Below are 14,623 nucleotides of genomic sequence, written 5' to 3' on the forward strand. Positions count from 1 at the left end.
CGGAGATCTCCCGTGCGAACCCTGATTGACTGGATACGACATTCCGCCTACGGCCTGAACCTGGCTGCTGGCGTCATCCTGATCGCGACCATGGTGGTCGTGCTCGCTGAAATTTTACTGCGTTCCCTGTTCGGCCTGACCGGTGGCCGTGTGGATCTGACCTTTACCGGCAGCTTTGAACTGGTGCGCTGGGGCATGTTGCTGTCCCTGGCGTATTGCATGCCTTATACCCTGCCGCGCGCCCAGGTGGTGGTCGATTTGTTTACCGACAACCTCCCAGACTGGATGAAAGAGCGGCTCAAGGGTTTCTACACCCTGCTGTTCGGTGTGTTCGGATTATTAATGGTCTGGCTGATGATCAAGTCCGGCCAGGGTGCCGCCATGAATGGCGAAACCTCACAAGATTTGCTGATTCCGATGCAATACATCTATTACCTGGCATCCATCGGCATGCTGCTGCTCGGCCTGCGTGGCTTTGCCTTGGCGTATGAGGAATTCTTTTTGACCGACGGGAGTGAGTCATGAGTTCTGAAATCATCGGCTTCCTCTGCGTCGCCGGCATGTTCGGCTTGATCGCGCTGCGCATGCCCATCGCCCTGGCTATGGGCGTCACCGGCTTTGTCGGCTTCGGCTGGATCATTGCTTTCAAACCGGCCATTTCCATTTTGGAAAACGGCACCTTTGAAACCATTTCCTCCTACGACTTCAGCCCCATTCCGATGTTTATTCTGATGGGTGTGTTCGCGTCCAAAGCGCGGATGTCGGCGGAACTGTTCCACGGCGCCAAGACCTTATTCGGTGCCTGGCGCGGCGGTATGGCGCTGGCGGCAGTGACCTCTTGCGGTGTGTTTTCCGCCATCTCCGGCTCCTCGTTAGCGACAGCGGCGTCCATGTCCAAGGTCGCCCTGCCGGAAATGAAAAAGAACGGCTATGCCGCGTCCTTGGCCACCGGTACGCTGGCCGCCGGCGGTACGCTGGGCATCATGATTCCGCCGTCACTGGCGTTGCTGTTGTACGGTCTGATGACTGAACAATCGGTCGGTGACATGTTTATCGCTGGCATCCTGCCGGGCCTGCTTGGTTTGGCGCTGTACATGGTCGCCATCGCCGTGACCGTCGCCCTGAAACCCGAACTGGCGACGCCCGGTGAAGCCACTAATTTGCGCGAAAAACTGGCCGGCCTGAAAGGTCTGATTCCATTCGGCGCCATCTTCGCGCTGATCATCGGCGGTATTTACGGCGGTATTTTCACTCCCACTGAAGCGGCCTCTGTCGGCGCCGCTGGTGCGCTGGTGATCGCCCTGTTCCGCGGTATGACCTGGAAAGATTTCGTCGATGCGATTCAGGAAACGCTGATCATGTCGACGATGATCTTCTTTATGGTCATCGGCGCCGAAGTGTTCGGTTACTTCCTGCAGGTGTCGCGTATTTCCCAGACGCTGATCGAGATCGTCACTCACCTCGACCTGTCACCCTTCATGATTCTGCTCGCCATCCTGGCGCTCTATGTGGTGCTGGGCATGGTGATGGATTCGATCGCCATGCTGCTGCTGACGGTGCCGATTGTGTACCCACTGGCGATGCAGGCCGGTTTCGACCCGATCTGGTTCGGCATCGTTACCGTGATCACCGTGGAACTGGGGCTGATTACACCGCCCATCGGCATGAACGTTTTCGTCATCAAATCGGTGTCGGAAGACGTGCGCATTACCGAAATTTTCAAAGGCGTAGTGCCCTTCGTGCTGTCCGACATCGTGCGGCTGGCGCTGCTGATCGCCTTTCCGGTACTGGCACTGGGCCTGATCTAGCCCAACGGCCGGCCCGGCGCCGGCCTGACATTGCCAATTGCAAACCGGCGGCCGGGTGAACTGCAACCGCCTTACCCCGACCGCCTCGTCTCAACAGAGGAGCATTTGCCATGAGTGTTGTCGTACAAAACATTGAGCGTGCTGATCAGGCCATCATCGACGGACTGGCCGAATGTGGCGTCGCCACCGTTCATGAAGCCCAGGGCCGTAAAGGCCTGCTGGCCGATTACATGAAACCCATTTTCAAGGGCAAGATGCTGGCCGCCTCGGCGGTGACCATCTCCGCGCCACCGGCGGACAACTGGATGGTGCATGTCGCCATCGAGCAGGTAAAAGCCGGCGATATTCTGGTGCTGGCACCGACCTCGCCCTCCAACGCCGGCTACTTCGGCGACCTGCTGGCGACTTCCATGCAGGCACGCGGCGGCGTTGGTCTGATCATCGATGCCGGCGTTCGCGATACCAAAGATCTGACCGAGATGGACTTCCCGGTATGGTCCAAGGCCGTGTTCGCGCAAGGCACGGTTAAAGAGACGCTGGGTTCAGTGAACGTACCCATCGTCTGCGCCGGTGAGCTGGTTAACCCAGGCGACATCATCGTTGCCGACGACGATGGCGTCTGTGTGGTGCGCCGTGAGGAAGCCGCCGAAGTCCTGGAAAAATCCCGCGAGCGCATGGCCAAAGAGGAAGAAAAACGCGTCCGTCTGGCCAATGGCGAACTGGGCCTGGATATCTACGACATGCGCCCGCGCCTGAAAGAAAAAGGACTGAAATATGTCTAAGTCTGCGCCTTGCATGTGGATGCGCGGCGGCAGCTCCAAGGGCGGCTACTTCCTGGCGGACGACCTGCCCTCGGACATCGCCGAACGCGATGCTTTCTTGCTGAAAATCATGGGCTCGCCCGACCCACGTCAGATTGACGGCATGGGCGGCGCCGATCCGTTGACCTCGAAGATTGCCGTGGTCAGCAAATCCGACAAGCCCGACGTCGATGTCGAGTATCTGTTTCTGTACGTGCTGATCGATGAAGCCATCGTCACCGATGCCCAGAACTGCGGCAATATGCTCGCCGGCGTCGGCCCGTTCGCCATCGAACGCGGCCTGGTCAAAACCCAGGGCGATGAAACCTCGGTGCGCATCTTTATGGCCAACACCGGCCAGGTGGCCGTGGCCGATATCCAGACACCGAACGGCCAGGTCAGCTACGACGGCGACGCCCGCATCGACGGCGTACCGGGCACCTCGGCGCCGGTGCTGATCACTTTCAAAGACACCGCCGGTTCCAGCTGCGGCGCGCTGCTGCCGACGGGTAACGCCTACGACACCATCGAAGGCACCCGCGTTACCTGCATCGATAACGGTATGCCAACAGTGTTGCTGCGCGCCCGCGATTTCGGCATCAGCGGCACCGAAACGCGCGAAGAAATGGACGCCAACGAAGAACTCAAAGCGCGGCTGGAAAAAATCCGTCTGCAGGCCGGCTACCTGATGAACCTGGGCGACGTTACTGAAAAGACCGTGCCCAAGATGAGTCTGGTCAGCGCGCCCACCAACGGCGGCGTTATCTCGACGCGCACCTTTATTCCGCATCGCTGCCACGCCTCCATTGGCGTACTGGGTGCGGTATCGGTGGCAACCGCCTGCGCCATTGAAGGCTCAGTCGCGCACGAAGTCGCCCAGATCAGCGGCGACGATATGGCGATTGAACACCCCAGTGGCGAAACCACGGTGGTACTGAAACGTGACGATCAAGGCGAAGTCGAAAGCGCTGCCATTTTGCGCACTGCGCGCAAGTTAATGGATGGCACCGTATTCGCCTGAACAGAGCACAAAATTAAGGACCGGTCGGTGTTGCTTCAGCGGGGTGTCCGAGACAGGGATGTCGAGGCCAAGGCTCCAGGGACGGATTCACGCCGTCCCCGCTGAAGCAACACCGGCCGGGCCGTACGCTTAGCAAGAACAACCAAGCTGGAACCAATCCGGCCAGGAGCAAAAACATGCCTATGAGTGAAGGCTATCTGCCGTTTCACCCCAACCCGAAAAAACCCGACTACCAGCCACCGGCCGGCGCCGTCGACGCGCACTGCCATGTGTTTGGTCCGGAAGACAAATTCCCCTACGCGCCGGAGCGTAAATACACGCCGTGCGACGCCGGCAAAGAACAATTATTCGCGCTGCGCGATCACCTCGGTTTCAGCCGCAATGTGATCGTTCAGGCGTCGTGCCACGGCAAGAACAACGATGCCCTGGTCGACGCACTGAACAGCGCCGGCGAACTGGCGCGTGGCGTTGCCTTCGTCGGCAAGGAAGTCACCACCGAAGAACTGCAGAAAATGGACGCTGCTGGCGTGCGCGCGGTGCGTTTCAACTTCGTCAAACGGCTGGTCGACGACACGCCCTGGGAAAACTTCCTGGCGATCTATGAAAAGATCAAACCGCTCGGCTGGCACATCGTTGTCTACTTCGAAGCGCCCGATTTGGAAGGTCTGAAGCCACTGTTAGCCCAGTTCGATACAACTATTGTGGTTGACCATATGGGGCGTCCGGACGTCAGCGAAGGCGTCGATGGCGCTGGTTTTCAGTCCTTTATCCAACTGCTGGAAGACAACCCCAACATCTGGACCAAGGTCAGCTGCCCGGAACGCCTGACCATCGACGGCCCGGAATACGATGACGTCGTGCCCTTCGCCCGCACCCTGGTCGAACGCTTCCCGGATCGCGTTTTATGGGGCACTGACTGGCCGCACCCGAACATGAAATCGCATGTGCCGGACGACGGCGTGCTGGTCGATGTGATTCCGCGCATCGCCACCACCGAAGCAGCGCGTCAGAAGCTGTTAATCGACAACCCGATGCGCCTCTACTGGGAACGCTGAGGGGACGCCATCATGAGCAACCGCGCCCTGACACTCGCCTTTATCGGCTTTGGCGAAGCCGCTGAGGCCTTCGCCAGCAGCATTGATCGCAGCGCCTTGGCAGAGGTTCGCGCCTTCGACATCCAGTCGAATCGCGAGCTCGACGAACGCCTGCAACGCTGCGAGGTGACTGGGTGCGGTAGCCTGGCCGACGCCGTAAAGGGTGCTGACCTGGTCATTTCCGTGGTCACCGCCGATCAGGCCAATGCCGTGGCCGTTGAAGCCGCGCCGCGGCTCAGCCCGGATGCGCTGTTTTTTGACTGCAACTCCTGCGCGCCCCAGACCAAGCAACGCTCGGCCGCGGCCATTAGCAAGGCCGGTGGCCGCTATGTCGATGTGGCGGTGATGGCGCCGGTGCTGCCAGCGCGCAACCGGACGCCTTTATTAGTCAGTGGTGAACACAGTGCCGCCGCACTGGACGCCTTGAGCCGCCTGAATATGAACGCCACCGAACAAGCCGGCCCGGTCGGCAAAGCCTCATCGGTGAAGATGGTGCGTTCAATCATGGTCAAAGGCCTGGAAGCACTGACCGCTGAATGCGTACTGGCCGGTCGTCTGGCCGGCGTCGAGGACGAAGTGCTGGCGTCGCTGAACCAATCTCACCCCGGTTTCGACTGGGCGCAGCGCAGCGCTTACAACCTAGAGCGCATGCTTAACCACGGTGGCCGACGCGCCGCCGAGATGACCGAAGTCTGTCATTTTCTCAATGAACTGGGCATGGCCGAACCGCTGTCCGAACGGACGGTCAGTTGGCAACGCCGGCTGGGTGAACTGAACCTGGCCAAAGCGGCGAACGACGATGTAGCAGTCACCGCCGACGCCCTGATATCCGCCTTGAAACTCCAACCCTTAACGGAGGATTGATATGAAACTCTGTGTAGCCGGTGCCGCTGGCGCCTTCGGTATGAAACATCTGGACGCCCTGAGCAAGATCGATGGCGTTGAAGTGCACTCCATTGTTGGCCGTGATCAGGACGGCGTTGCTGAGTTCGCCAAAGAACGCGGCATCGACAACTACTACACCGACCTGACCGATGCCCTGAAAGACGACGCCGTCGAAGCCGTCATCCTGGCAACACCGACCCAGGTTCACGCCAGCCAGGCGATTCAATGCCTGAAGGCCGGCAAGCACGTCATGGTGGAAATCCCCATGGCTGACAACATCGAAGACGCGCGCGAACTGGTCAAGGTGCAGCAGCAAACCGGCCTGGTCGCCATGGCCGGTCACACCCGTCGCTTCAACCCCAGCCACCAGTGGATTCACAACAAAATCCAGGCCGGCGAGCTGAAGATTCAACAGATGGATGTGCAGACCTACTTCTTCCGCCGCTCCAACAAGAACGCTCTGGGCAAGCCGCGTTCCTGGACCGACCATCTGCTGTGGCACCACGCCTGCCACACCGTCGATCTGTTCCAGTACCAGACCGGCGAAAAAGCCAAGCAGGTGCAGGCGATGGAAGGCCCGACCCATCCGGAACTGGGCATCGCCATGGACATGAGCATCGGCATGAAAGTGCCTTCGGGCGCGCTGTGCACCCTGTCGCTGTCGTTCAATAACGACGGCCCGTTCGGTACCTTCTTCCGCTACATCTGCGATAACGGTACCTACATTGCCCGTTACGACGATCTGGTCGATGGCAACGAAAACCCCATCGATGTATCGAAGGTCGATGTATCGATGAACGGCATCGAACTGCAGGATCGCGAGTTTATCAGCGCCATCCGCGACGGCCGCGAACCGAACGCCAGCGTGGCCCAGTGCCTGCCGGCGATGGAAAGCCTGCACGAAATGGAACAGCTGCTGATTGAGCAGCGCTGAAGCCGGCGGCCGGTCCGATCCGTCCCGGGCCGGCCGAATGTGAGCTAATTCACGTTGTAGCACCCGGGAAGCTCTGCTACTTTTTATTAGCAATCAATGATGTTGGGCCAGTCGATTGAGTGACTGGATCCGGAGGACGGGCATGGACACATCGAGAGGCGCCAAGCGGCTGAATGACATGCCCGTCAGCCTCGTTCAGGACGCCCAGGATAATCCTTACCCGGTACTGTTGCTCGACGCTGACGGCATCCTGCTCGACGCCAACGCCGGCAGTTGGCTGGTGCAGTATCAGTGGGGTGTCAGTCCCGGCGAGCGCCTTACCGATCCCTGGTTAAGCACTGCGCTCGAAGCACTGCGCAGCGGTGAAACGCAGGAAGCGACGCTCTCCGCAGGCCTGGTCAGCATCGCCTTATTGTTCCTGCCTTTGCCCTCTTCACACCAAGTCAGTGTCATTGGTATCGACGTCACCTCTCGCCGTCAGAGCGAAGAAAAAATAGAGCTCAATGCCCGGGTGTTCGAATCGGCGCTGGAAGGCATTTTGATCATGGACCCGGACCTTCGGGTCATCGATGTAAACCCCGCCTATACCCAGATTACCGGCTACCAACCAGGCGAAGTGCTCGGCGAAACCGCCACCTTTCACGCCGAGGAAGAAGAAAACCCTGAATTTATGGCCTCGGTCGGTCAATCCTTATTGGCTAAAGGCAGCTGGCAGGGCGAATTGTGGGGTCAGCGTCGCGATGGCAGTCGCTACGCACTGTGGCTGTCCATCACCGAAGTGCGCGCCGAAGACAGCAGCCTCAGTCAGTACATCGCGGTGCTGACCGACGTTACCCGGCAAAAAGAAGCCGAAGAACAGCTGTTTCAGATGGCGCATTACGATCAGTTAACCGGCCTGTCCAATCGTCGCTTGTTTGATGATCGTCTGTCTCAGGCCATGTCGTCGGCCGATCGCAGCGGCGAAAACATCGGTTTAATGTTGATCGACCTGGATGGTTTTAAGTTGGTTAACGACCACCTTGGTCATCGTTCCGGTGATGAAATGCTGCGCATCGTCGCCCACCGCATTGTCGCTTGCGTGCGCGAAAGCGATACCGTCGCACGCATGGGTGGCGATGAATTTCTGCTGCTGTTGCGTCACCTCGATCACCCCGACAGCGCCAACCAGATCGCCGAGCAAATTCTCGCGCGCATCGCCGAACCGGTCACGCTGGAAGATCAGGAATTTTTCCTCACCGCCAGCATCGGCATCAGCGATTATCAACGCGGCCAGAGCAGTGAAAAGCTGCTGCGTCTGCTCGACAGCGCCATGTATGCCGCCAAAGCCAACGGCAAAAACGGCTATCAGCGGGTATCGGAAAGTCTGGTCGAACATATGGGCGAACGTCTGACCCGTCAGGCCAAGTTACGTCGCGCCATCGAAGACGGCGAAATCGTCAATCGTTATCAAGGCATCGTTGATCTGCAGACCGGCCGCATCAGCGGACTTGAAGTGCTGGCACGCTGGGATTCACCCAGCGAAGGTCTGCTCGGACCCGGCACCTTTATCGACATCGCCGAAGAGTCCGGGCTGATCCGACCCCTGGGCGAGCACGTATTACGCAGCGCCTGCCAACAAGGCGCCGCCTGGCGACAGGCGGGCATCCGTTTCGGCAAGCTGAGTGTCAACGTCTCAGCGCAACAACTGCGCGACACTCAGTTCGTCAGCCGGGTGCAGAACATCCTAAAGGAAACCGGTTTCCCGGCCGATGGATTGGACTTGGAACTGAGTGAAGCCGTCTGGATAGAAGGACGCGAAGACGTCATCGATCATCTCAATCGCTTACGCGAACTGGGCATCACCGTATCGATTGACGACTTCGGCACCAAGTACGCCTCTTTGGCTTACCTGAAACACTTGCCGGTTGATCGCCTGAAAATTGACAAGAGTTTCATCGATGACATTGCCACCGATCCGGTCACCAGTGCCATCGTGGGTTCTATCATGTCCATGGCCGATGCCATTGGTTTGTCCGTCGTCGCGGAAGGCGTTGAGCGTCAAGAGCAACTGACGCAACTGCAAACCTATGGCTGCCGCTTTATCCAGGGTTTCTTGTTTTGTCGCCCCGAACCCGCCAGTGCGATTGCTGAATTGGCGGCGCGCGACACTTTGCTCGTCGATCCTGAAGGAATAACGCCACTATGAACGACGTCCTGACATTCAGTATTCAACCGGACTGGCATGAAATCGCGCGCATCAACGATCAGACGCAGGCATTTTTGCGTCAGACCAACCTGCCGGAAACCGCCATCGACACCTACACCATGGTCATCTGTGAACTGCTGGAAAACAGCATCAAATATGGCAGCGAAGGCGAAACCATCGAAGTGAGCGTGTCCATCACCGAGGCGGACATCAGCATTCAGGTTGACAACGCCATCAACAGTCATAACCGACCCCACCTGGCCGAACTGGATCGTACCCTGCAATGGATTCGTGGCGTTCAGGACCCTTATCAGGCGTACCTGGAACGCATCCGGGAAATTTCCCGTGAACCACTGAATATGGCACGCAGCTGTCTGGGGCTGGTCCGCATTGCCTACGAAGGCCGCGCCAATATCGATTTTATTTTGGATGATAACGACCGACTGAGCGTTTCTGCCCTGGCGCCACTCAACCGCGCTCCGCTCAACCGCCAACCGGAGGTTCCACTATGAATACTATGGACGCTGTTTTCGACGATGGCACTTTGAAGATTTCACGCATCATTGACGATCAGACTCTGACCCTGGAATTGATGGGCAAGTGCATTATCCGCGATGCCAACGATACGCTGATGCCGATCTTCGCCACCGCCATGGAAGCAAGCGCTGACAGCGGCCTCCGGCTGGTGCTGGATTTTCGCCAGGTGACCTATATGAATTCGTCGTCCTTCGCGCCGGTGATCAAGGTGTTGGAAAAAGCCCGTCTGGGCCAGCAGGCGCTGACCATTTGCTATGACAACCAGCAAAAATGGCAGACCGTTTCGTTTTCCGCCATGACCATTTTCAAAACCCCGGATGAGCGCATTCGCATCGACGGAGGCGCCGTCTGATGACCACGCCGCAAGCGGACAGCACGGTTGATAACAGCCAAGCAACCACGCTCAGTGGGCGGCTGTTGCGTGGCGACCACAGCTTCGAGGTGGCGATGCGCTACGCCTCCCAATATTCGCTGTGGTTGCGCTTTGTCGATGACCAGCCGCCAGCGCCGCTCGGTGTTTATGATCACCTCACTCTGAATGCAGAAATCCTGACCATCGAAACCGGCCGCTGTGAACTGTTGGCACCGGAACCCGAGGGCGACGATTTTCGTCTGGTGGCGCTGGAGAACATTCACGATTTCAAAAAACTGCTGTTTGATGGTCGCATCGATGTGCTCGATAACACCGCCCGCAATCTGCCCTTGGTATTGGGTTACAAAGACAACATCGACCCGGCCTTTCGCGAACACGTCGCCGACATCGCCTACGACCTGAGTATCTATCACAACCTCTTCGACCGACTTGATGAGGAGTACGCCAACGAACCGCCCGAGGTCGCCGAACGCATTCAAGCCGGTATTCTGGCCAGTCTGGGTCCGCAACTGCACGAATGCATCGATCAGCATATTCAGCGCCTGGAAGGTTTGATCGCTGGCTTTGACGGCGAGCAGCACAGCCATCATGGCTATTATCTGCGCAAGCTGATCTGGGGTGATTTGTTGTGCGCTCCCTTTATTGCCCGCACCAACCTCAAACCACGCGGCTATATTGGCGATTCAGAAATGATGGCCATGTGTTATCGCAATACGTATGAAGGTGAATCCACCTTTGGCAAGTTATTGCACAAGCATCCGGTTTCCGCGCCGGGCGCTCAGGCGGTCCGCAACCGACGCGAAATTATTCCGCAATTGATTCGTGCGCAGTTGCCGCGCTGGCCCCAATACAGTGTCGAAGCACCGTTCAAATTTTTGTCGGTTGCCTGTGGTCCGGCGCGCGAACTGGCAGATATTTATATCAACCCCGAAGACGCCGCGGGCATTCACGCCTCCTTGCTCGACCAGGACCCGGCGGCCCTGTTTGAAGCGGGTAAAACGGTGGAATCGATTGAAGCGCGGCTCGATGGTAAGCTGTCGGTGGATTTTATCCGCGAGTCGGTGCGCACCCTGTTATCAACGCGCGAACTGAAAGCACGCTGGGGTGATTTCCATTTTATTTATTCGATGGGACTATTCGACTATTTAACGCCACCGGTTGCCAGTGCAGTCTTGCGAAAACTCTATGCTTTATTACTGCCCGGTGGTGAAATGGCGATTGGTAACTTCCACGAAAGTAATCCAAGTCGCTACTATATGGATTACTGGCTAGACTGGCCCATTATCTACCGCACCGAAGACAGTTTTACGGCGCTGGCAGATGGCCTTGAGGGCGCGCAAACCTGGATCGAATTTGACGATACCGGCGTCCAAATGATGCTACGCATACGGAAACGGGAATCTTGAGCCGAGATTTAGAACAACAATACGGCCCGAACGTCGACGAAGCAGTTAAGCACACCGACTTCGATGCCTATCAAACCGAACTGGTCCATGGCTGGCTGCGCACTGTGGCTTTTCTGGCGACCGGTTTGGTGCCGTTGTTTTTCGTGCTCGACGTTATCCTGTTACCGCACGAGCTGATTCCGCTCTTTGCTTTGTATCGCGGTTTATCGACCGCTTTGATTTTGCTGCAATTTGTTATTCTCAGCCGCACCCAGCCCGGCCCTCTGTCTTATTTCCACGGTTATTTTGCCTCCTTCCAAATCGGTGGTTTTATCGCCCTGATGACGGTTCATCTGGGTGGTTTTGATAACGGCTATTACGTCGGCCTGATTCTGGTCATTATCGGCGTCAATCTGTTATTGCCCTGGCGCGGCAAACATACCGGTTTGAATACGCTGATTATTATCGGCATGTATCTGGGTCTGAATTTCGCCTACCCGCAACCCTACGACGGCCGTCTGCTGGTCAATAACCTCTTCTTCCTGTGCAGCAGCGGTATTCTGGCGGTGTCGATCAACGAATTGCGTCACCGTCTGATCGCCAACGAATTCTCGTTGCTGATCAAACTCAAAGAAGCACGGGATTCGTTATGGGGCGAAATGGAACTGGCGCAACGCATTCAGATGTCACTGCTGCCACGCCAACTGAACATCTCCGGCTACGACATTGCCGCCTTGATGGAACCGGCGCAGGAAGTCGGCGGCGATTATTACGAAGTGTTCGAGACCGAAACCGGTGCCCGCTATGTCGCCATTGGCGATGTAGCCGGCCACGGCCTGAACGCTGGTCTGATCATGATGATGGTGCAAACCAGCCTGATGACCCTGCTCAAGGCCGAACCCGATTGTTCACCGGTGCGGGCATTGGAAACCATCAATGCTGCGCTGCGCGAAAACGTCGGCCGGCTGGGGTCGGATCACTATATGACCATGACCATCCTCAAGCTGGGCGACGAGATCATCGAAATCGCCGGCCATCATCAGGATATTCTGGTGCACCGTTATTCCAGCAACAGCCTGGAAATTCAGCCGACCACCGGTACCTGGCTGGGCATCACCGATGACCTGCGCGGCCTGATCGATTCACTGACGCTGACCATCGAACCTGGCGATACGCTGCTGCTGTTCACCGACGGTTTAACCGAAGCCGGTGAAGAGCACGGCGAAATGTTCGGTCAACAGAATCTGGAAAAACTGTTCCGGCAAGGCATCAGCGGCCAACCGGGAGACATTGCCCGCACCGTCCTGGATGGCGTCAAGGCATACCAGCAGGAGCAGGACGACGACATGACCGCTCTGGTGGTACGTCGTTGCCTGGAACACAGCGGTAAGGCGACCGCCAGCCACGGCTCCCAGGCTTCGATAACAACCTTCCCTTCATCCCAAAAGGCCTGATATGGATTCCAGACGTAAGGACAGAACGCGGTTCATCTATCGTCTGCGTGCCGAAGCCCAGGATGACCAGGGTCATTGGTTCAACGGTCATCTCGTGGATGTCACCCTCGACGGCATGATGCTGATAGGCAACGCCGAGTTCGCACCCGACACCCGCCTGGCACTGAGCGTCGAGCTGCCACGCAATACCATGGGTGAGGGCAAGATGGACTTCTGCGCACGGGTGCGCTGGTGTGATCAAGAAACCGACCCCAGCCTGTACGCCCTGGGGGTTTCGCTGGAAGAAATGTCGGCACAATCACGCCAGACGCTGGAAGAAGTGATGTCGCGTTTCAAAGAATTGACCGACGAAGTGGCAAGCGAAGCCGACGATGACCTGGTGCACAACCACGGCGACGATCCGTTTGTGCATGGGCGCTAACAGCGCCGCTGAACGCTTGAGGGGGAGACGCTAATTACCGCTAACCCAACGTCTTCCGTCTCCCGTCAGTAATATCGACTCATCAATTCACCAGCCCAGTCGGGCTGACGAATCTCGCCGCGCGGTAAGGTTTCGCGCCACACCGGTTTCAGATCGAGCAGTGGCGTACCGTCTACCGCATCCAGATCTTCCACTTCAATCGTTAAACCATCCACACCAACGACTTTGCAGTAGGACACGCCGATGCGGTTATGCCGCATACGACCGCGCTGGGCGAAGATTCCGACCTTTGGCCAATCGGTATTACCGCGAGGATGACGCGCACCGGTCTCGATGGCTTCATCGGCGTCGATATGGAACCAAAACAGCACTTCCAGATGCGACAGCTCCGCCACGCCGACCAGCGCCTCAGGCCCAAACAGATCGGCGCGTAGTTCCAGCCGGCAGCGATTGCCCGCCCAGCCGTCTTTGGTCGCCTGGGTGCGACCACCGCGAACCCAGCCGATGGGCTGCATATCGATCGATGTCAGCTCAGCCATTGCCAGAACGCCTCATTCATCGCTTCGGGGCGTTCCATGGTACTCATATGACCGGCCGCTTCGATAGCGACGACACGACTGTGACGTACCTGATCGGCCATTTCCTGGTGCTGTTCCAGCGGGCTCCAACTGTCGTGGCTACCGCAGATAAAGGTGGTCGGGCAGCGGATGGCTTCGAGCACCTCGGTGGCATCAGGGCGATGAATCAGTGCATGAATCTGACGCTCAAAAGTGGCGACCGTCTTGCTGCCGATCATCTCGACAATGGCGTTGACCAGCGGCTGGTCACTGAGCCGATCCGGATGCACCATGCCCTGCACCCAGTCTTCGCCCATTACCCGGGTGCCTTCGCGCTGCGCCAGTTCGACCAGGCGCATGCGGCCGGCGACTTCACGCTCCCCGGCGTCGCCGTCGGCCAAGGCCTTGTAGCCGGTATCGAGCAGGGCCAAACGCAACACCCGTTCCGGCGCTCGCCGTATAACTTCCAAAGCAACCCGACCGCCCATCGAATGGCCGGCCAGAGCAAAGGTTTCAGGGGCTTCTTTCAGCACGTGGTCGGCCATGGCGCCCAGATCGTCGGCGAAATCATAGTCGGGGACGCGGCAATCCCAGGCATCGTTGAGGGCATCGATCTGCGGTTGCCAGACGCGCGCATCGCACATCAGGCCAGGCAGCAGCATCAGGGTTGGTTTCACAGTGTTTCTCCTACCGGCATCTTCAGGGTGAAGCTGGCGCGACGCTCCAGAATGCGCCAGCCGGCGTCAGTCTTGACGCAGGTATCGTGAAATTCGCCGACCAGACAGCGGTGCAACGGTGCGCCGAAAACGGCTTCCGCCTGGTCGCCTTCGTCACTGGAATAAAGCGTCACATAGCAATGCGCCCGCGCCTGGCTGGCAGAATCAATACTCACACTCAGGTTGGAAACCAGATGACGGTTCAACCGCTGCGTCGGGTTCTGCTCATAGGACGCCGCTATGGCTTGCGGACCGATCAATGGATCGGGCGTGGTGGGTCGGAACAGTTGGGCGTCGGTATGAAAGCATTGATCGAGGGACGCGAAGTCCTTGCTGTCGATGGTTTTGCCGGTACGGATGATCAGCTCTTCCACCGCACGGTGGATCAGACAGCGATCCAATTCGGTCAGTTCTTGGCTCATTGGGCCTCCCCTCTTGTCGTGCGCCAAGCAT

16 protein-coding genes are annotated in these 14,623 nt (G+C 58.0%); 13 read left to right on the top strand and 3 right to left on the bottom strand.

Features of this window, described 5'->3' with window-relative positions; translation table 11 throughout:
* Positions 1 to 12: 12 nt before the first annotated feature.
* From ACXAE6_RS04245 to ACXAE6_RS04305, 13 genes are all read left to right on the top strand, one after another.
* Positions 13 to 525 (top strand): TRAP transporter small permease, encoded by a 513-nt coding sequence (locus ACXAE6_RS04245; protein ID WP_475144944.1) that lies wholly within the window; start codon positions 13 to 15, stop codon positions 523 to 525.
* Positions 522 to 1,808: a TRAP transporter large permease gene (locus ACXAE6_RS04250; protein ID WP_475144946.1), complete on the top strand. Its 1,287-nt coding sequence runs from the start codon at positions 522 to 524 to the stop codon at positions 1,806 to 1,808. Before ACXAE6_RS04245 ends, ACXAE6_RS04250 begins: the two co-directional genes overlap by 4 nt.
* Positions 1,809 to 1,918: 110 nt before the next feature.
* Entirely contained in the window at positions 1,919 to 2,590 is a 672-nt protein-coding gene (locus ACXAE6_RS04255) for a 4-carboxy-4-hydroxy-2-oxoadipate aldolase/oxaloacetate decarboxylase (protein WP_392798326.1), read from the top strand.
* Positions 2,583 to 3,629 (top strand): 4-oxalomesaconate tautomerase, encoded by a 1,047-nt coding sequence (locus ACXAE6_RS04260; RefSeq protein WP_475144948.1) that lies wholly within the window; start codon positions 2,583 to 2,585, stop codon positions 3,627 to 3,629. Before ACXAE6_RS04255 ends, ACXAE6_RS04260 begins: the two co-directional genes overlap by 8 nt.
* A gap of 176 nt (positions 3,630 to 3,805) precedes the next feature.
* A complete protein-coding gene (locus ACXAE6_RS04265; RefSeq protein WP_475144951.1) occupies positions 3,806 to 4,684 on the top strand; it encodes an amidohydrolase family protein in 879 nt (292 codons plus the stop codon).
* 12 nt (positions 4,685 to 4,696) lie between these two features.
* A complete protein-coding gene (locus tag ACXAE6_RS04270; RefSeq protein ID WP_475144953.1) occupies positions 4,697 to 5,587 on the top strand; it encodes an NAD(P)-dependent oxidoreductase in 891 nt (296 codons plus the stop codon).
* A 1-nt stretch (position 5,588) separates the two neighbouring features.
* Positions 5,589 to 6,542, top strand: coding sequence for a Gfo/Idh/MocA family oxidoreductase (locus ACXAE6_RS04275; protein WP_475144954.1), 954 nt, complete (start codon positions 5,589 to 5,591; stop codon positions 6,540 to 6,542).
* Between the two features lie 142 nt (positions 6,543 to 6,684).
* Complete coding sequence (locus tag ACXAE6_RS04280) at positions 6,685 to 8,727, top strand: putative bifunctional diguanylate cyclase/phosphodiesterase (protein ID WP_475144957.1); 2,043 nt, start codon at positions 6,685 to 6,687, stop codon at positions 8,725 to 8,727.
* Positions 8,724 to 9,239 (top strand): hypothetical protein, encoded by a 516-nt coding sequence (locus ACXAE6_RS04285; RefSeq protein WP_475144960.1) that lies wholly within the window; start codon positions 8,724 to 8,726, stop codon positions 9,237 to 9,239. The genes ACXAE6_RS04280 and ACXAE6_RS04285 overlap by 4 nt, the downstream gene beginning before the upstream one ends.
* On the top strand, positions 9,236 to 9,616 hold the full coding sequence (locus ACXAE6_RS04290; protein ID WP_475144963.1) for a hypothetical protein: 381 nt from the start codon (positions 9,236 to 9,238) through the stop codon (positions 9,614 to 9,616). The genes ACXAE6_RS04285 and ACXAE6_RS04290 overlap by 4 nt, the downstream gene beginning before the upstream one ends.
* The gene (locus ACXAE6_RS04295) at positions 9,616 to 11,043 is read left to right on the top strand and encodes a class I SAM-dependent methyltransferase (protein WP_475144965.1); all 1,428 of its coding nucleotides are present in this window, start codon (positions 9,616 to 9,618) and stop codon (positions 11,041 to 11,043) included. The genes ACXAE6_RS04290 and ACXAE6_RS04295 overlap by 1 nt, the downstream gene beginning before the upstream one ends.
* The gene (locus ACXAE6_RS04300; RefSeq protein ID WP_475144968.1) at positions 11,040 to 12,476 is read left to right on the top strand and encodes a PP2C family protein-serine/threonine phosphatase; all 1,437 of its coding nucleotides are present in this window, start codon (positions 11,040 to 11,042) and stop codon (positions 12,474 to 12,476) included. The genes ACXAE6_RS04295 and ACXAE6_RS04300 overlap by 4 nt, the downstream gene beginning before the upstream one ends.
* A gap of 1 nt (position 12,477) precedes the next feature.
* A complete protein-coding gene (locus ACXAE6_RS04305; protein WP_475144972.1) occupies positions 12,478 to 12,897 on the top strand; it encodes a PilZ domain-containing protein in 420 nt (139 codons plus the stop codon).
* A 65-nt stretch (positions 12,898 to 12,962) separates the two neighbouring features.
* Here ACXAE6_RS04305 and ACXAE6_RS04310 read toward each other — a convergent pair whose 3' ends face one another.
* From ACXAE6_RS04310 to ACXAE6_RS04320, 3 genes are read right to left on the bottom strand one after another with little or no spacing between them, the layout of a single operon-like run.
* Positions 12,963 to 13,436, bottom strand: coding sequence for a TrmO family methyltransferase domain-containing protein (locus ACXAE6_RS04310; RefSeq protein ID WP_475144975.1), 474 nt, complete (start codon positions 13,434 to 13,436; stop codon positions 12,963 to 12,965).
* Positions 13,424 to 14,131, bottom strand: coding sequence for an alpha/beta fold hydrolase (locus ACXAE6_RS04315; RefSeq protein ID WP_475144977.1), 708 nt, complete (start codon positions 14,129 to 14,131; stop codon positions 13,424 to 13,426). The genes ACXAE6_RS04310 and ACXAE6_RS04315 overlap by 13 nt, the downstream gene beginning before the upstream one ends.
* Positions 14,128 to 14,592: a nuclear transport factor 2 family protein gene (locus tag ACXAE6_RS04320; protein WP_475144980.1), complete on the bottom strand. Its 465-nt coding sequence runs from the start codon at positions 14,590 to 14,592 to the stop codon at positions 14,128 to 14,130. Before ACXAE6_RS04320 ends, ACXAE6_RS04315 begins: the two co-directional genes overlap by 4 nt.
* Between the last annotated feature and the right edge of the window lie 31 nt (positions 14,593 to 14,623).

The sequence above is a fragment of the Saccharospirillum sp. ABV4_185 genome, from assembly GCF_056159245.1.